The 17,327-nt window shown below is 67.9% G+C and carries 17 protein-coding genes and 2 tRNA genes; 11 read left to right on the top strand and 8 right to left on the bottom strand.

Annotation, left to right across the window (positions count from 1 at the left end; translation table 11 throughout):
- Positions 1-21 precede the first annotated feature (21 nt).
- From ACTJJK_RS04905 to ACTJJK_RS04880, 6 genes are all read right to left on the bottom strand, one after another.
- Positions 22-2,277 (bottom strand): hypothetical protein, encoded by a 2,256-nt coding sequence (locus ACTJJK_RS04905; protein WP_440729645.1) that lies wholly within the window; start codon positions 2,275-2,277, stop codon positions 22-24.
- 81 nt (positions 2,278-2,358) lie between these two features.
- Positions 2,359-3,393: a hypothetical protein gene (locus ACTJJK_RS04900; protein WP_440729644.1), complete on the bottom strand. Its 1,035-nt coding sequence runs from the start codon at positions 3,391-3,393 to the stop codon at positions 2,359-2,361.
- 280 nt (positions 3,394-3,673) lie between these two features.
- The gene (locus tag ACTJJK_RS04895; protein WP_031371088.1) at positions 3,674-3,910 is read right to left on the bottom strand and encodes a RebB family R body protein; all 237 of its coding nucleotides are present in this window, start codon (positions 3,908-3,910) and stop codon (positions 3,674-3,676) included.
- Between the two features lie 190 nt (positions 3,911-4,100).
- Positions 4,101-4,658: an RNA polymerase sigma factor gene (locus tag ACTJJK_RS04890; RefSeq protein WP_031371087.1), complete on the bottom strand. Its 558-nt coding sequence runs from the start codon at positions 4,656-4,658 to the stop codon at positions 4,101-4,103.
- A gap of 438 nt (positions 4,659-5,096) precedes the next feature.
- Positions 5,097-5,588 carry a hypothetical protein gene (locus ACTJJK_RS04885; RefSeq protein ID WP_051884593.1) on the bottom strand — a complete coding sequence of 164 codons (492 nt, stop codon included), beginning with the start codon at positions 5,586-5,588 and terminating at the stop codon, positions 5,097-5,099.
- Positions 5,585-6,166, bottom strand: coding sequence for an RNA polymerase sigma factor (locus tag ACTJJK_RS04880; protein WP_031371085.1), 582 nt, complete (start codon positions 6,164-6,166; stop codon positions 5,585-5,587). Before ACTJJK_RS04880 ends, ACTJJK_RS04885 begins: the two co-directional genes overlap by 4 nt.
- Positions 6,167-6,403: 237 nt before the next feature.
- Here ACTJJK_RS04880 and ACTJJK_RS04875 point away from each other — a divergent pair, with 237 nt between their 5' ends.
- Both ACTJJK_RS04875 and ACTJJK_RS04870 read left to right on the top strand, forming a co-directional pair.
- Entirely contained in the window at positions 6,404-6,730 is a 327-nt protein-coding gene (locus ACTJJK_RS04875; RefSeq protein ID WP_031371084.1) for a DUF6249 domain-containing protein, read from the top strand.
- 128 nt (positions 6,731-6,858) lie between these two features.
- Positions 6,859-7,839 carry a polysaccharide deacetylase family protein gene (locus tag ACTJJK_RS04870; protein ID WP_440729643.1) on the top strand — a complete coding sequence of 327 codons (981 nt, stop codon included), beginning with the start codon at positions 6,859-6,861 and terminating at the stop codon, positions 7,837-7,839.
- A 98-nt stretch (positions 7,840-7,937) separates the two neighbouring features.
- On the opposite strand, the gene ACTJJK_RS04865 is transcribed toward ACTJJK_RS04870, so the two are convergent.
- The gene (locus ACTJJK_RS04865; protein WP_031371082.1) at positions 7,938-8,372 is read right to left on the bottom strand and encodes an Lrp/AsnC family transcriptional regulator; all 435 of its coding nucleotides are present in this window, start codon (positions 8,370-8,372) and stop codon (positions 7,938-7,940) included.
- A gap of 131 nt (positions 8,373-8,503) precedes the next feature.
- Between ACTJJK_RS04865 and ACTJJK_RS04860 the strand changes: the two genes are divergently transcribed.
- From ACTJJK_RS04860 to ACTJJK_RS04825, 8 genes are all read left to right on the top strand, one after another.
- Entirely contained in the window at positions 8,504-8,854 is a 351-nt protein-coding gene (locus ACTJJK_RS04860) for an antibiotic biosynthesis monooxygenase family protein (RefSeq protein ID WP_440729642.1), read from the top strand.
- Positions 8,855-8,878: 24 nt separating this feature from the next.
- Complete coding sequence (locus ACTJJK_RS04855) at positions 8,879-9,451, top strand: cysteine hydrolase family protein (RefSeq protein ID WP_031371080.1); 573 nt, start codon at positions 8,879-8,881, stop codon at positions 9,449-9,451.
- 775 nt (positions 9,452-10,226) lie between these two features.
- A tRNA-OTHER gene (locus tag ACTJJK_RS04850) sits at positions 10,227-10,297 on the top strand.
- Positions 10,298-10,301: 4 nt separating this feature from the next.
- Positions 10,302-10,373, top strand: a tRNA-Arg gene (locus ACTJJK_RS04845).
- Between the two features lie 368 nt (positions 10,374-10,741).
- Complete coding sequence (locus ACTJJK_RS04840) at positions 10,742-11,872, top strand: SPFH domain-containing protein (RefSeq protein ID WP_440729641.1); 1,131 nt, start codon at positions 10,742-10,744, stop codon at positions 11,870-11,872.
- Between the two features lie 187 nt (positions 11,873-12,059).
- The gene (locus ACTJJK_RS04835) at positions 12,060-12,881 is read left to right on the top strand and encodes a hypothetical protein (protein WP_440729640.1); all 822 of its coding nucleotides are present in this window, start codon (positions 12,060-12,062) and stop codon (positions 12,879-12,881) included.
- Complete coding sequence (locus ACTJJK_RS04830) at positions 12,882-14,105, top strand: RtcB family protein (protein WP_440729639.1); 1,224 nt, start codon at positions 12,882-12,884, stop codon at positions 14,103-14,105.
- A 294-nt stretch (positions 14,106-14,399) separates the two neighbouring features.
- Positions 14,400-14,681 carry a hypothetical protein gene (locus ACTJJK_RS04825; protein WP_223621879.1) on the top strand — a complete coding sequence of 94 codons (282 nt, stop codon included), beginning with the start codon at positions 14,400-14,402 and terminating at the stop codon, positions 14,679-14,681.
- A gap of 137 nt (positions 14,682-14,818) precedes the next feature.
- On the opposite strand, the gene ACTJJK_RS04820 is transcribed toward ACTJJK_RS04825, so the two are convergent.
- Positions 14,819-15,724 carry a DMT family transporter gene (locus ACTJJK_RS04820; RefSeq protein ID WP_223621880.1) on the bottom strand — a complete coding sequence of 302 codons (906 nt, stop codon included), beginning with the start codon at positions 15,722-15,724 and terminating at the stop codon, positions 14,819-14,821.
- Between the two features lie 156 nt (positions 15,725-15,880).
- On the opposite strand from ACTJJK_RS04820, the gene ACTJJK_RS04815 reads away from it, so the two are divergent.
- The gene (locus ACTJJK_RS04815) at positions 15,881-17,302 is read left to right on the top strand and encodes a PLP-dependent aminotransferase family protein (RefSeq protein ID WP_440729638.1); all 1,422 of its coding nucleotides are present in this window, start codon (positions 15,881-15,883) and stop codon (positions 17,300-17,302) included.
- Positions 17,303-17,327 lie beyond the last annotated feature (25 nt).

Genomic DNA, 17,327 nt, shown 5'->3' with positions numbered 1-17,327 from the left:
GATACGCAATGCGGTCGCCGATCAGGCCGGGCTGGGCTTGCGCGTGACGGTGACGACGGACGCCGGCGCCTTGTATCCGGCGATCGACGCAGTGATTTGCCGCGTGCCGGCAAAAGCCGCGAGTGGGCCGACCGTGGCCTGCCAGTAGGCGGCCGAGACGCTGGCGACCAGTTGTTGCAACTGCGCGCCGACGTTGCCCTGGCTCGACGCGGAGGCCTCGAAAGGCACCAGGTCGTAGGCCAGCAGCACGATCGTGCGCAGGAATTCGTCCTGGATATCGCTGTGTTCGAGGCCTTGCGCATCCGAGCCGAGCAGGTAGGAACGCCAGTTGATGAACAGGTTCAGGGCCCGGCACAGCGCCGCGAACCAGACGCTGCGCACGCCGCTGTCGCCGGCCAGGGCTTCGACCAAGGCCTGGAATGCGGCATAGGCGCGGTCGAGGTTGGCGACGCTCGCGATCAGCGCCATCGCCGCGGCCAATTGCTCCTGGATCACCGGCTTGCCGGCGACGAACAGATCGGCCAGCGTCGCGGCATCGCGCACCAGGCTCATGAGTTGGGCGATCTGCGCGGCGCTCAGGGCCTGCAGGCCGGTGAACATCAGCCTGTCGCTCGCGACGCGCAGCAGGTCGGTGTCGACATAGCCGTCGAGGCCGCCCTGGGTCGAAGCGAACCATCCCGGAGCGCCGGTGACCGCATGCCCCCCCAGATGGGTGTCGAAGGCGATGAAGGGGTACTTCGCGGCGACGAAGCTGCGGTAGTGGCAGGCGTGGCCGAGTCGGAACCCCAGCAGGCTGGCGTTCGCCGTCAACAGCTCGTAATAGCTCGGGCCCTGCTCCGACGACGGCAGATCCAGCGATTCGCACAAGGCCATCGTGTTGCGTTTGCCGGCGGAGTCGACCCGCTCGCGCGTGCGCGCGCTGGCGACGTCGTAGCGGCGCAAGGTCAGGCCGTCGCAGGTCAGGCTGTCGTTGCGGAACATCTCGTCGAACAATCCCGAGACGTCGTAGGTCCGATGCGGCGGCGTGCCCGCGCTGTCGCGCGCCTCCTCGGCCTGGCGCCCTTTGGCCGCGGCCAGGCAGGCGAAGACATAGTCCGAATAGGCGCGATAGAAACCCGTCGCCGGCAACCGCAACGAATAGGCCATGGCATAGCCGATCGCCGAGCGATTGTCCGAAGACAGACCCGCGTCTTCTCCGCACTGGATGTGGTTGGTCAGTTGCAAGGCACGCGCGCCCGCGCCGGCACCGAAGAAACGGGTCAGCTCCGGGCTCGGTTGAACCTGCTGCTGCGCGGTCAGAAACGCGAACAACTCGGCGTAGTGGCCGCCCCTGTTCCCGCTGCCGGGCAGGTCGATGCCGATTACCTCGCCGAGGCTCGGATCTTCGAACAGGGGCAGGATCCTGGCGCTCAGATCGCGTTCGAGCGCCTGCGCGCCGGCGTAGACCGCCGAGGTCCGCGCCAGCAGCTTGTACTGGGTCTGGCGGGCTCGGTTGTAGCTCGCGACGACAGCATTGGCCGCGCGGATCTCGTCCTCGCCGATGGCCGTCTGCACATGGGCGACGCCCTGCTGTTCGAGATAGCGCAGGCTCATCGCCATCCACTGCAGATAGCGTGTTTCGCCATCGGGCTCGGCGCGCAGCCGTCTGATCGCGAACGAGCGTGCGCAGCAGGCATCGTCGAACGGCGTGTACTGGCCGGCGCTGTAGATCTTGCGGTTGAAGTAACGCAAGGCCGGCATCAGCTGGTCGAGCGTCGTCGAGGCGTTCGGCTTCGCGCCCTTGACCAGGGCCTCGAGCGCGCCGCGCACGGTCTTGTACAGCACCGGGTCGGTGGCGGCGATGCCGCGGCGCAGGTTCAGGCCTAACCAACGGGTCAAGCAGACGCAGGCGATGTAGAGATTCTCGGCGATGCATTCGCCGCGCTCGTAGCGCGCGCGGTTGCCGCTGGCGGCCAGGCTGGCGAGCGGATTGCTCTCCTCCATCCACGACAGCGCCTTGAGAAACAAGGACACCGCGCCGCGACCGGCCTGGGCGTCGTCGGCTTCGCCACCGCCGAAGGCCGCGGCCAACGACAGTTGCTGGCCCTTGGCAATGGCGACCGTAGCCTGCACTTCGACCGTGCCGTCGCGGCCCTGCACCTTGTACGCGACCGGCAATTGCAGCGAGTCGCCGGCCACCGACGCCGCATCTTCGACCGGCAGGATGCCGGCGAAACGGCTGTGGTAGTCGAAGCGATAGCTCGGCAATGTCAGCGACGGCAAGGCGAAATAAGCCATGGCCCGGGTCCTGTGGGTGCGGTGCGGCGACGGCGGGCCGACGCGGGCGTGCGTTCACGCCCGCGCGGGACGGCGCGGCGGTCAACTGCCCTTGCGGTTCTGCAGCAGCGAGGAGTACTTGGCGATGCTTGAATCGATGCGGTCGATGGCGAAGCTCGCCGACTCGGCTTCCATCGCACCGGCAGCGGCGGCAACGGCGGCGGCCGCGCCCATGAGGATGTCGGTGGCGAGAATGCCCAACGCGTCCTCGGCGGCTTTCTCGAGGTGGTTGTCGACCAGGTCCTGGGTCATTTGCCGCATCAGGATGCCTTGGCTGGCCAGCGCGATCTTGCTGACACCGTCGAAATAGGCCGCGGCCGATTGCGCCACCAGGCCGGCGGCCTGGCTGATCATCATGTCCGGCCCGGTCGCGATCTGCGACGGCGCATACGACGCGGTCTCGGCGTTGGTGAATTGGACCGCCTGCACGATCTGCTGATTGAGCGCGTCGGTCGGCGGCGGAGCCGGCGTCGGCGGATCGACGCTCTTGGCGACCGCCAGGCTGCGCGCCGCGGCCAGCGGCGAGGGCGGTGGCGTCGCAGGAGTCGCAGGAGTCGACGGCGGCGTGCCCGCGGCGGCGGCCGAGGACGGTGCCGCGGCGGCGCTGGCAGGCGACGTCGCGGCGGCATCGCTCGGCGACGTGGCACCCGCTGCTGCGGGTGCTGCGGGTGCCGTCGATGCCGCGGGTGCGGCAGCGGCGGGCGTTGCCGTAGCCGCCGGCGCGCTCGGATCGACAGGCGCAGCCGGCGTAGCGGACGTCGCCGGACTCGCACTTGCGCTCGCGTCGGCCGGCGTCGTTGCGGGCGTCGTTGCAGGCGTATCTGCGGCAGCCGCGGGAGCCGTCGGCGCGTCGCTCGGCGGCGGCGCAGCGGTGGCCGCTGCCGCGGTCGCGGCCGGCGTATTCGCCGGGTCGGGCGCGGCCGGCGCCGCGGATTCTGCAGGCGCAGGCGACGCCGCGGCAGCGGGCGCGGTGGCGGCCGGCGCCGGAGTCGTCGCGCTGGCGCTGGCGCTGGCCGCTGCGGCATCGGTGGCGGGCGGATCGATCGGTGCGGGAGGTGTGGTGGCGTTGATGATCATGGCGGCGGGTATCGCTATAGGCGGCGTGGCAGCGGATGCCGCAATGGGCAGCGTGGGGCTGGCCGTAGCGGTGGAGGGTGTCGGCGTGGACGATGCGATCGACGGTGCGGACGATGCTGGCGGTGGCGCTGCGCTCGCGTTGCGAGCCGTTTTCTTGCCCGACGCGTTCTTGTTCTTGCCGGGCCGTTGTTTCATCGCCGGGCGCTCCCACAACGAGGGTCGCGAGCGGGAACGGGCTCATGCCCTCGCCTCGCCGGCGCCAGCGCCGACGCAGCGAGCGTCATGGCTTCTCCCCGATCGCCATGATCAGCGCAACCGCCTTGGACACCACCGCGCTCGAGATCTGGTTGAGCACTTGCTGGCTGTGTACGGCGTTCTGCAGCGACAGGCCGGCCGAATGGCTGGACACTTGATAGAGGGATGCGATCGCTTGCGCGGGCGCTTCGGCGACCACCTTGACGTTGGTTTGGGTGACAGCGTCGGTGATCTGCGAATTGACGGAGGTCTCGTCGGCCATGAGCCTGTCCTTGAATGGTGCGGTTTGAAGGGGTCGGCATGACCGGCGCCGGGGTTGCGCTGTCCATTCCGTTATTCGTCGTGGGTCTGATTGGGAGGAACGCCCGGCCAGTACCGTTGTGAAACGAGATTTGACCGATGCGCTTGCAGACCCCGCGAACGAGGTCTCCGCCCCGCCCGCTCGAACGCGCTCAGTCGCGCGCCATCGCAGTCTTCAGACGGTTGCGCAGCAGCTCCACGCGCTTGCGCGCGAGCGGCTGGTTGATATGGAATTTCTGGGCGATCACCGGGTACGGCAGATCGTCGATGAAGCGATAGGCGAACAGGCGACGCTGTTCGCGGCTCAAGCGCGAGACCGCGGCGACGACGCGATCGAGTTGCTGGTCCAGTTCCAGCTTCTGCAGCGCCGACAGGCCGTCGTGGGCGAAGCCGCTGGCTTCGCTGTCGATCTCGCGGTTGCGGTCGAACACCTCGCGGTCGCGTCCTCGCCGGCGCACGCTGTCGAGAAATACGTGACGCAGCACCACGAACAGGAAGCCGCAGGGATCGGTCACGGTCTGCGGCGCGCGGCGCATGAACAGCAGGGCCTTGATCGCGGTATTGGCCAGCAATTCCTCGGCCTGGTCGCGCTGTCCGTCGGCGAAGCGGCGCGAACGCGCCTCCAGTTCGGGCAAACACATCCGCCAAGCGTTGGCGAACATTTCGTCGGCGACCTTGAGGTCGTCGCGCTCATTCTTGGGACGTTCCATCTCTCGCTTCTCCTGTGTCGAGCACCTGAGAGCGAGTCTGGTTAGGGGGTCTGGCGATGGCTGTTACTTGGGTGACACGCGCCTGCTGCTGAGGGCGATGAACTGCGCACCCCGTCGCGATACTCGACTTCCGTTCCCGTTTTCGTCGACGAGTTGCGATTTCGTCACCATCGCCGGTGTCCGCAATACGCGTCGGATGCCGTTGCGCGCGCGGGGCGGCAAGGCTGCGAGCGTCACGGAAGGCACGTGCGCCGCGACACGTCGGCGCGGCGTTTCAAACGATGTTCGATGCCCGTCCGGAGGGCCGCAGGCGAGTGGCGAATCGATCGCCGCGCGCCCGACGAACGCCTCGGAGCCGCGACTGCGTCACAGATCCGCGTCGACGACCGCGCAACATCACAACGCAGCGGCGCGCCTGCGCGATGGCGCAGGCCTTGCTTACGCGGCGCGGCCTTGCGCGCCGCCGTCCAAGCCCAGACCGCGCAGAGCGCCGTCCCAACCCCAGGTCAGGGCGCAGCAGGCCGCGACCACCAGCCCCCAGGACACGCTGCCTTGCGGCAAGGCCTGCAACGGCGCCTGCAGCGCCGGCAACCAGTTCGCGCTGGTCGCCATCATCATGCCCATACCGATCACCAACAGCAGGCCCAGCAAACCGCCTTGCAGCAGGCGTTCGAGGCGATCGCCGGCGGTCGCCGCGGACTCGGCCCGGCGCGCGACCTGCGCGGCGAAACCGTAGGGAATCGGCTCCATCACCGGCGCACGCAGCGCCCGGCTGAGCAAACGGTACTGGGCCAGGCGCGGATCGCCGGCGCTCATCGGCATGCCGGCGCGCTCTTCCTGCAGCGCGCGCTCCTGCAGCCGCCACTCGCGCGCGATGCGTTCGTCGTCGAAACGCGGTTCGTGATCGGAAGGAATGCCGTTACGGTTCATGCGAATTCTCCCAACCGGGCTTCGAGGCGCTGGCGCAGGCGGGCGCGAGTCCGGAACAGATGGCTCTTGATCGTGCCCTCGGCCAGGCCGGTCATGCTGGCGATTTCGCCGATGGGCACTTCTTCGAGGTGATACAGGGTCAACAAGGTGCGTTGCAGCGGCGGCAAAGCTTCGATTTCGGCGTGCAGCCCGGCGGCGATCTCCTCGTCGGCGCAGGCCGCCTCCAGGTCGAAGCCGTCGCTGACCATGTCGAGCGGCGACAAGGCGTCTTCGTCGTCGGCGACTTCGAGGATCGGAATGCGCTTGCGTTCGAGATGGCGCTTGGCGACCGAATAGGCGACCTGGCCGATCCACGACTTCAAGGGGCTTTCGTGGCGGTACTGGTGCAGGCACTGGTGTACCCGCAGGAACGCCTCCTGGCACAGCTCGCGGGTGTCGTCCGGGTGCCGCACCATGCGCTGGATGATGTGCCAGCACAGCCCCTGATAGTCCCGCACCAAGCGCTCGAAAGCGCCCGGCGTCTGGGCCAGGACGGCAGCGACCAGACTGCGGTCGTCGTTGATGGGGAGGCCGGTCATCCCGCTCAAGATGCGGTCAGGGCGCAATCGGTTGCAGTGACGAGGATATCCATCGCGATATGACAACGGTCAACTTCCGGATGGCCAGGCCGGACCGGCCGACCCCGCCGGCCACCCTGTAACCGGCGTAGTTCACCGCGCCCAGCCCCGGCCGCAGCCCCATCGCCCGGGCCTGCAACCGATCGCCAGGTACCCGTATCCATTACCTCGTGACCCGAACCCGAAGAGACTGCCCACATGGAATTCGAACTTCTTATCCCCATTACCCTGTTCATCTGCATCGTCTTCGCGATCAAGATCGTCGTGGACGCGCGCTTCCGCAGTAAGTTGCTGTCGACCGGCGGCGCCGAAGAGCTGTTGCGCTCGATGGCCCGCGACGAAGACATCCGTCGCCGCCACGGCGCCTTGCGCTGGGGCATCGTCATGGTCCTGCTGGCTCTCGCCTTCGGCATCATCGAGGCCACCGGTTGGCGCGAAGCCACCCCGGGCATGGTCGCGGTGCTGCTCGGCGCCTGCGGGTTGGGCAATCTCGCCTACTACTTCATTTCGCGCAAGCTGAATTGACCAAAGTAGTAGACCTTCCGTGCCGGTCTCGGCCGGAAGGCGGTTTCTTGCGGGTGCGGAGGCGGCGATGATCGCCGCTTCTGCTCCGGAGCCCCGCATGCGTCCGCTCACATCGCTGCATCTGTTCCTTGCCTGCCTGTTCGCCGTCGCCGCCTCGTGGCCGTCGGTCGCCGGCGNACGCTCCCGACCGAGGTCATGTTCCCGACCGCCGCATCGTCATGACCGTCGACGATCTGCCCTGGGTGCAGTTGCCCTCGGTGCCGAGCGCCGAGGCGATCGACGGCCACCGCCGCCTGGTCGCGGCGATCGAGCGCGCCGGCGTGCCGGCGATCGGTTTCGTCAACGAGGGCAAGCTCGAACACGACGGCCAGGTCCAGCCCGAACGCCTGGCGATGCTGCGCGACTGGCTCGACGCCGGCGCCGAGCTCGGCAACCACGGCCACGGCCACCTCGACCTGCATGCGGTCGGTCTGCCGGCCTACCAGGCCGACATCCTGCTCGGCGAACGGCAGTTGCGGCCCTTGTTGGAACGCGCCGGCCGCGCGCCGCCGCGCTGGTTCCGTCATCCCTATCTGCGCGCCGGCCGCAGCGCGCAGGACAAGGCCGATCTGCAGCGCTTCCTCGCCGGACACGGTTACCGCATCGCGCCGGTCACCGCCGACAACACCGATTGGATCTGGGCCACCGCCTACCTGCGCGTCGGCGAATCGCCCGAGCTGTCCAGGCGCGAGGCGCGCAAGCTCAAGGCCAAGCTGCGCGGCGACTACGTGGAGCACATGGGCGACAAACTCGACTACTACGAACGCCAATCGGTCGCCCTGCTCGGCTACGCCCTGCCGCAGATCTGGCTGATCCACGCCAACGCGCTCAACGCCGATACCTATGGCGAGCTGATCGCGATGATGCGCAAGCGCGGCTACCGTTTCGTCGACCTGGACGAAGCCATGCGCGACCCCGCCTTCGAGCGCAGCGACGCCTACCTCGGCCCGCTCGGCCCCAACTGGCTGCACCGCTGGGCGACCGGAGAGCACCCGCCGGCGAGTGTCCTTGCCGGCGAACCGGAGACGCCGGCCTGGGTCATGAAGCTGGCCGAGGTCGAACCGGAATGAGCGCTGCTCGTGTCAGAGCGGCGTAAGCGGCGACCTGCGCCGGCCGTTGCAACGCCGCGGTCGCGGCTTGCGCCGTCCCTACCCAAAACCGTGCGCCGTCACGACCGATCCAGGGCGGTGCGCAGCACCGGCACGGTGGTCACGTCGTCGACCCCCTTCAACGCGGCGACCCGCTCGCGCAGGTCCGCCAGCTCGCTCGGCGAATGCGTTTCCACCAGCACCATCAGATCGATCTCGCCGGCGACGCTGTGGATCAGGCGCACCTGCGGCAGTTGCGCCAACGGCGGCACCACGTCGTCGCAACTGAAGCCCTCGCCATAGCGCAGCAACAACCAGGCCCGCAGCGGATCGCCGCCGCTGCCCAGGCGCACGGTGTATTGGGCGATGACCCCGGCCGCCTCCAGACGCTGCAGGCGCTCCTGCACGGTGCTGCGCGACAGCCCCACCGCCTTGGCCAGGGCCACCGTCGACGAGCGCGCGTTGTCCTGCAGCAGCGCGATCAGCTTGCGGTCGGTGTCGTCGAGCGTCTTCATCGCAAGGGCCATCCATCCGGCGAGAACGCCGGCACTATCGCCGGCCTGACCGGCATTCTGCCGGGTTGAGACCGGCGCAGGCGAATGCGCACGATAAGCCATCGCCTCGCACCCCGACCGGACCCGCACCGATGGCCGCCTCCGGCTTCGCCGACCTGCCCGCCCCGCCCTACTACGCGGTGATCTTCTCCTCGCAGCGCAGCGCCGCGGACGCCGAAGGCTACGACCGCACCGCTACGCGCATGGCCGAACTGGTGCGCGACCAGCCGGGCTTTCTCGGTTTCGAATCGACGCGCGGTGTCGACGGTTTCGGCATCACGGTCGCCTACTTCGACAGCGAACAGGCGATCCGCGCCTGGCGCGAACACGCCGAGCACACGGTCGCCCGCGACCTGGGCCACCGCCGCTGGTACCAGCGCTTCGAGCAACGCATCGCCATCGTCCAGCGCGCCTACGGCGGCCCCCACCTTCCTGCCGACTGAACCCCACTCATCACCCGAGCGACCATGACCGAGCCGAACCGCATCGCCCTGATCCCCATCGACGTGCAACGGGGCTTCGACTACCCACCCTGGGGCCGGCGCAACAACCCCGACATGGAAGCCAACGGCCAGCGCCTGCTCACGGCGTGGCGCGAACGCGGATGGCCGCTGATCCACGTCCGCCACGATTCGATCCATGCCGGCTCGACGCTGCATCCCTCGCACCCCGGCAACGCCTTTCGCCCCGGCTTCGAACCGCGGCCGGGCGAAACCGCGATCGGCAAGTCGGTCAACGCCGCCTTCATCGGCACCGACCTCGACCTGCGCCTGCGCCGGCTCGGCGTCGACACCGTCGCCCTGTTCGGCATCAGCACCGACATGTGCGTATCGACCACCGCGCGCGTTGCCAGCAACCTGGGCTACCGCACCATCGTCGTTGCCGACGCCTGCTTCTGCTTCGACCTCGCCGACGCCGACGGCAGCGTGATCCCGGCCGAAGCGGTCAGCCGCGCGCATCTGGCGACCTTGCGCGCGGAGTTCGCCGAAGTGATCGACAGCGACGCGCTGATCGCGAGGATCGCTTGCACACAGAGATGACACCGCCGCCGCAGCGAAGCTATCGGCGCCCTCTCCCGCGATGCGCGAGAGGACCGGGGCGAGGGCAAGCGCATTCGAGCCGCCGCCTCGCCGAAGCAAAACGCGCTTGATCGAAACCACTCGACGAACGAGCGGCACCGTCATTGGAAGAAACCTCTCTCCCTTCGATCGCACCGCACCGCTCACGGGGCGACGAACGGTATTGCATCCGGTTTTTCGCGGGCGTATCGTTCGCGGCCTTCGTCCTAGCGACGCATTCGACCGACCTCCTTCCGTGCATTTCACACTCGACATCGCCAAACAGAACGCACCGCGGCCCTCGTGCCACGGCCTGTTCGATCGCGCGTCGACGAAGCGCGGTCGCCTCGACGTTCTGCACACGCCGGACTGACTCCCTTTACCACGGGAGATCGGTCGCCCCGATCTCCCGAGGAACGCGAACGCCCTCGGTTCACCACCGGGGGCGTTTCAGTTTCAGCGTCCGCAAAGGGAAAAACCAAGCAATAACGCGAGTCCATACCCCCGAAGCATCCGAGAGGAAAGGGGATGAGCCGTCGAGGCGCTTCGAGCGCTGTGTCCCGATGCTTCGGCACGGGCGGCCGATCGTGGAACCGCAGACATGGGCGCTTGCGCCCGAACCCATTGCCGATTGGCGACAGTCGGCAATACGAAGCATCCGATGAAACGAACGACAGCGGTACGGGCTCGCAGCCCGTCCGGTGCGCGCGGCATTGCCGTGGCGTATGCCGACGTCCGCGGATGGATGTTTCTCAAACCGACGGTAGCTCAGCCTGGTAGAGCAGCGACGTAGTGCGCGGGTCATCGGTTCGAATCCGATCCGTCGGTCTTTGGATATAGCTCAGTCGGGTAGAGCAACAGCTTTCGATGCTGTCGGTCGCGGGTTCGAGTCCCGTTATCCCTAACTGCCTTCCAAGCAGTTAATCAGGAACGAAAGTTCCGATCCAGGAAACGCCCCGCGCGGCGTTTCGCCAAACGCCGCGTTCGCGCGGCGCGCAACGGAACGACGCAGCGGCGACATCGCCGGACCCGCGCCCTCGTGGCGCGCGACGGTGCGGCGCAAGCCTCGCGACAGGGAACGTCGCGAACGCGGGCCGCATCGCCTCCCGCCGGCAGCGCGCGGGTTTCGCGATGACGATGCCAGGGGCGTTTCCTACCTATTGCTTTCGTCGGCGCTCGCGCACGACGGATCACCGCGCCGTTGCGACGACCGATTCGGTCGCAGCGGCCATCACCACGGATCGGGCCCACCGGAACCACAAGGAGAACACCATGTTCTGGATGAAGAAGGTCGTGGTCGGCGATGCCGAGCGCGCCCTGGTTTACCGCAACCGCCGGATCGAGCGCGTGCTCGGCCCCGGCGTGCATCGACTCAGCAACTGGCAGCACCAGCTCGAAGTGACGGCGCATTCGATCGTCGACGCCCAATACAACGGGCGCGACGCCGATGCGCTGATCGCCGGCCTAGGCGCGCGCCTGGACGAACACTTCGTGCTCGCCAACCTGGGCATGCAGGAGATCGGTCTGGTGCTGCGCAACGGCAGGATCGACGATGTGCTCGCACCTGGCACCCGCCAGCTGTACTGGAAGGGGCTGGCGCAGATCGAAGTGCGGACCATCGTCCTCGGCGACGGCCTGGCGATCGAGCCGGACGTCGCCAACCGCTTGCGTCAGCTCGCTTACCTGGACCGCATCGCGGTCGCCGGCGCGGTGCCGACCGAGTCGGCCGGGCTGTTGTTCGTCGACGGCAAGTTCGTGCGCCGTCTCGAGCCGGGCGCCTATGCGTTCTGGAATTTCCGCAAGAACGTCAGCGTCGAGGTGATCGAGCTGCGCATGCAGGCGATGGAAGTGTCGGGCCAGGAGTTGCTGACCCGCGACAAGGTATCGCTGCGCGTGAACCTGGCGGCGAGCGTGCGCGTGACCGACCCGGTCGCCGCGCGCACCCGCGTCGTCAAGCACGCCGAGCACGTCTATCGCGAGCTGCAGTACGGCCTGCGCAAGGCGGTCTCGTCGAAGACGCTGGACGAGCTGCTCGGCGACAAGGCCTCGCTCGACGCCGACATCTTCGCCTACGTGCGCGGCCAGGTCGCCGGCATCGGCGTCGAAGTGCTGGGAGTCGGCGTCAAGGACGTGATCCTGCCGGGCGAGATGAAGGAGATCCTCAACGGCGTGGTGCAGGCGGAAAAGACCGCGCAAGCCAACGTGATCCGCCGTCGCGAGGAGGCCAACGCCACGCGCAGCCTGCTCAACACCGCGAAGTTGATCGAGGACAGCCCGGTGCTGATGCGGCTCAAGGAGCTCGAGGCGCTGGAGAAGATCACCGAGAAGATCGACAAGTTGACCGTGTTCGGCGGTCTGGAGGGAGTCATGAAGCAATTGGTCAGCCTCAAGGGCCACGGCTGAAGGCAGGGCCGGGCGGCATCGCCGTCCGGATTCCGATAGCGCCGGGGCCGCAAGCCCATAACGGACGCCGCTCCCCAGGGAGCGGCCATCTCGTCGTGCCCGCAGGGCGCGACGGACTATCGGATAGAGAATCGCGATGCGTAAGGATATGTACAAAGTGATCGTCGAACGGCCACGAGGCGGAGGCATGACCTCGGCTCGCGCGCGGCCGGCTCGCGATCCGGAAGACGAACCGCTGCACGAGGGCATGAAATATCGCCACGGCAGCCGCAAGTGGTTGAACGAAAACCTGAAACCGCTGCAACGCTACCTGGAACGGCAGCTCGGGCGGCGCTGGGATTTCGTCTACTCGGAACTGTGCGGACAAGTCGACCGGCGCAATACCGTGCAACAGCACATTCACCAACATCTCGAGGATTTCGTGGCGATGCGGGTGCATCGGGTCGACGGCGAGCTGTACGCCTTGCGCCGTTACGGTGGCTTCAAGACCCTGGCCGAATCCTGGCACGACCTGTACGTGTGCCCGGACAGCGGTTGCCTGATGCGCAACGAAGCGGCGATCCGTTTGCGGGTCGAACGGCGGCGTGCGCATGCGCGGGACGTGCAACACCGCCGGCAAGGGCTGGAACCGGAGGTGCGCAGGCTCGGGCCGACCGCCCAGCTGCGGCGCATCGACGGGATCTGGTATGCGATCGAGCTGGCACCCGTGCCTGCGTCCTGGCAGCGCCAGCCGCGTCACGGTGCGCACGGCACGGTTCGTACCTTCGCCCACGACCTCGTCACCGGCCAGCAAGCCGGCGACTGCGCGGGCCGGCGCGAGGGGCTTTACGGAGACGCCGGCGTTTACGCGCAGCGCAAGCGGCAACTCGGACGCAACGAACTGCTCGAACACGGACTTAGAAACAACGACCTGCCGGACGTCTACGACGCACCCGCCCCACGGCGCTGGCGCCGGATGGGCAAGTACCGCGGACCGATCCGCCGCGGCGGTCGCCACAAGGAACATTGAATGACTACTACATCGAACTACGAATTGCTGCACGCCGACGAAGGCGCGGTGCCGGTCAAGGCCTGGGTCCGCGGCGTGCCGGTCGACGAAGGCGCGAAACGACAACTGCGCAACATCGCCGCCCTGCCCCATGTCGGGCCCTGGGTCGCGGTGATGCCGGACGTGCACCTCGGCAAGGGCGCCACCGTCGGTTCGGTCGTGCCCACCCGCGGCGCGATCATTCCGGCCGCGGTCGGCGTCGACATCGGTTGCGGCATGGCCGCGGTGCGGACCACGCTGCGGGCCAAGGACCTGCCCGACAGCCTGGCCAAGCTGCGCTCGGCGATCGAGCACTACGTGCCGGTTGGCAACGGCCGCGGCGGCGAGCACCGGCGCTTGCCGGACAGCCATGCCACGCGCCTGGCCAAGTCGGGGCTGGCGCAACGGCTCGACGCCATCCATGCCAAGCACCGCAAGCTGCGCACCGACAAGCTCGACAAACAGATCGGCACGCTCGGCGGCGGCAACCACTTCATCGAGGTCTGCCTCGACGAGGCCGGCGCGGTCTGGATAATGCTGCATTCGGGGTCGCGCGGCACCGGCAACCTGATCGGCAGCTACTTCATCGAATTGGCGCGACTGAAACTGGAACACCGCGTGCTCGGCTTCCATCTGCCGGACAAGGACCTGGCCTTCCTGCTCAAAGGCGAGCCTTTGTTCGACGACTACATCGAAGCGGTGTCGTGGGCGCAGGACTACGCCCGCCACAACCGCGAAGCGATGATGGACCGGGTCCTGCACGCGATGCGGATCCAGTTGCCGAAGTTCCAGTTGGAAAAGACCGCGGTCAACTGCCATCACAACTACGTGCAGCGCGAACAGCACTTCGGCGAGGCGCTGTGGGTGACCCGCAAAGGCGCGGTCAGCGCACGCGAGGGCGAGCTCGGGATCATCCCCGGCAGCATGGGCGCGCGCAGTTTCATCGTGCGCGGCAAAGGCGATGCCGACAGCTTCCACAGTTGCAGCCACGGTGCCGGCCGGGTGATGAGCCGCAGCGAAGCCCGCCGGCAGATCACCTTGAAAGACCACCGCGAGGCCACGGCCCACGTGGAATGCCGCAAGGACGCGGCGGTCATCGACGAGTCGCCGGCGGCGTACAAGCCGATCGAAGCGGTGATGGCTGCGCAGTCCGACCTGGTCGAGGTGGTCCACACCTTGCGCCAGGTGGTCTGCATCAAGGGTTGAAGCGCCTGTTGCGCTTGCGACGCCGCCCCTCGGGGGCGGCGTTTTTTTGCCCGTGCGCAGCGATCAAGGATCTCGTCGCCCGGCTCCCGCGTTCAGGGCGAGCCGCACCCGTGGTTCAGCTTTCTCTACGCCTTTTCCGCATTTTCTGAACGCCGCGCGTTTGTCTGAACATCCTGTACGCATCTTTGCGACTGTGCTCGCGTTTCGTCTGTGCGCTGACGACTTTTCCGTGCACGCGGCGCGGCGAAAACCGATATCGTGCGGATGCAAGGGGAATGCCAACGGACTGAGCTTATGACGCATCGCAATGCCGACCGGCTGTCCTTTTTCCACTCCGACGACGAGTGCGAACCGCCCCCGACAGCCGCGTCCGCGGCGGCGCTGTCCCACGAAACCCGCGAGCTCGCCATCACCTATGGCCTCGGCGCCCGCCTGCATCACGGCGAACGCCATTGGCTCGATATCCGCGACGATCTGGCCCGCGGCTGGGAGCGTTTGTGCGGCCGCGAGTGCGTGCCGTGGACGCAGGTCGAGGGCGATGTCGAAGGCGCCTGGCGCCTGGTGTTGGCCGACTGACTCGATCGCAGGCCGCACGCCGCCCTACCGATAAATTCCCCGCCGGCGCCTCCCTGCGCCGGGCGAGTGGGCGATGCACCCACTGAGCCGCGTTGCGTACGCGGATCGGGTCGAGAAAACGATAAGCGCCGATTCGCTCAGGCGCGCACCGGCTGCGGCCGCCGCCACTGCCATTTCAGATTCACGCCGAGCGTGCCGATCACGATCAACACCACGCCGAGGCTCTGCACCGGCACCAGGCTGTGGCCGTAGACCAGATAGTCGAGCAGCAGCGCGATCACCGGATAGATGAAGGCCAGCACCGCGATCGTCGCCACCGGCAGGCGCGGATACGATGTGTAGAACAGCACGTAGCAGACGCCGCTGTGGATCAGGCCCAGGCCGGCAAGCCAGAACCAGTGATCGCCCGGCACCCACACCGCGGCATAGTCGGCGAACGGCGCCAGCATGACGATGCCGACCAGGCATTGGATCAACACCACCGCGAACGGCCGCTCGCGGCTGATCCGCCGCGACAGCAACAACGAAGCGCCGCACAGGATCGCGGCGACGAAGGTCAGGGCGACGCCGATCAGATAGCCGCTGCCGGCGCTGTTCCACAGCTTGAACGGGTCGGCCGAGCACAGCACGCCGACGAAGGCGATCGCGGTCCAGCCCAGGTCGGCGCTGCGCGTGCGTTCGCCGTAGAACATCGCCGCCATGCCCATGACTACGAACGGGAAGAAGTGGTAGACCATGGTCGCCACGCCGATCGACGAGCGCGCCATGCCGGCGAACAGCGCAACCCAGTTCAGCACCAGCAGCACGCCGCTGAAGATCGCCGAACGGATCAGCGCGCGCTCGCCGAGCAGGCCGCGGAACAGACCGCGGGCGCCGCCCCAGGCGATCAGGAAAGCGCTGCCGAAGACGCAGCGGAATAGCACCGCGGTGATCGCGTCCTGGCCGCTTTCGTGCACGAACACGCCGACCGAACCGATCAACAACTCGGCGATCAGCAACTGGATGAGGGCGCTACGCGACTCGCTCGGGGTGACGGCGTTCATGGCGGCAACGGCGGGGGGGGAAGGACAGCCTAGGCCGACACTGCCGACCGATACAGATTCAGTTAGTATCGGATTCGACCAGTACAGATCCGGGCTACCGTGCTGTTCCGCCGGCCGAGAACACGGCGATCGCCCTTGCCCCGAGAGAGTCGTCGCATGGCCCAGGACCTGCTCTACGAACGCCTTGCCGACCGCATGCGCCGGCAGATCCAGCGCGGCGTGCTGCGCGCCGGCGAACGCCTGCCCTCGCTGCGCCGGCTCGGCCGCGACCAGCGCATCAGCCTGGCCACCGCGGTCGAGGCTTATCAACAGCTCGAACGCGAAGGCCTGATCGAGGCGCGTCCGCGCTCGGGTTACTACGTGCGCTCGGCGCCGATGCAGGCGCCGCGCAGCCCGCGCGCCCGGCATCTGTCGCGCGCGCCGATGCCGGTGCGCAACCCGGCCCTGCTCGGCGTGCTCGACGTGCAGTCGCGCCGCGACCTGGTGCCGCTGCACGCGGCGACGCCGGCCCCGGCCTTCCTGCCGAGTGCGGCCCTGGCCGCCTCGATCACCCGGGTGATGCGCCGCGATCCCGGCACCGCGCTCGGCTACACCGTGCCTCAGGGCCTGCCGGAACTACGCGAGCGCATCGCCCAACGCTACGGTCAATGCGGGGTCGAGATCGACCCCGACGAGATCGTCGTCACCGCCGGCGCGATGGAAGCGATCAGCCTGACCCTGCGCACGGTGACCCGGCCCGGCGACATCGTGATCCTGGAGACTCCGACCTATCACGGCCTGCTGCAGGCGGTCGCCGCGCAAGGCCTGCGCGTGCTCGAAGTGCCCAACCGTCCCGGCCTGGGCATCGACGCCGCGCAGATCGGCGAACTGCTTGAGCGCCATGCCGTACGCGCCGCACTGCTGGTGCCCAACTTCAACAACCCGCTCGGCAGTCTCACCGGCGACGCCGACAAGCGCGCGATCGTCGCGGCCTGCGCCGCCCACGGCACGGTGGTGATCGAAGACGACCTGTACGGCGAACTGGCCTACTCCGGCGAACGCCCCTCGCCCTTGCGCCGTTACGACGACGGCGAGCATGTGGTCACCTGCGGCTCGTACTCGAAGATGCTCGCGCCGGGACTGCGCGTGGGCTGGATGATCGGCGGCCGCCGCACGCAGGAATTGCTGCGCACCAAGAGTTTCTCCACCGTCGCCACCGCGACCCTGCCGCAGATGGCGCTGATCGAGCACTTCGCCCGCCACGACGTCGAACGCGGCCTGCGCCGCCTGCGCCGCGCCCTCGCCGATAACGCCCAGGCGTATCGGCAGGCCTTACTCGATCACTGGCCCGACGGTACCTGCGTGGCCGAACCGGCCGGCGGCATGACCTTGTGGATCGAACTGCCCGCCGACATCGACGGCCAAGCCTTGTTCGAGGCCGCGCTGGAACGCGGCATCGGCACCCTGCCCGGGCATTTGTTCTCGAACCGTGGCGACTACAGCCACCATATGCGCCTGAGTTGCGGGCAGCCGTGGGACCGGAAGATCGAGACCGCGCTACGCACGGTCGGCGAATTGGCGAAGGGGCTGCAGGGTTGAGGCGACGCAAGGTGGTCGGCCCGCG

The organism is Lysobacter sp. 22409 (genome assembly GCF_052045105.1).
Classification (GTDB): domain Bacteria; phylum Pseudomonadota; class Gammaproteobacteria; order Xanthomonadales; family Xanthomonadaceae; genus Lysobacter; species Lysobacter antibioticus_B.
This window is presented reverse-complemented; position numbering and strand designations above follow the sequence as displayed.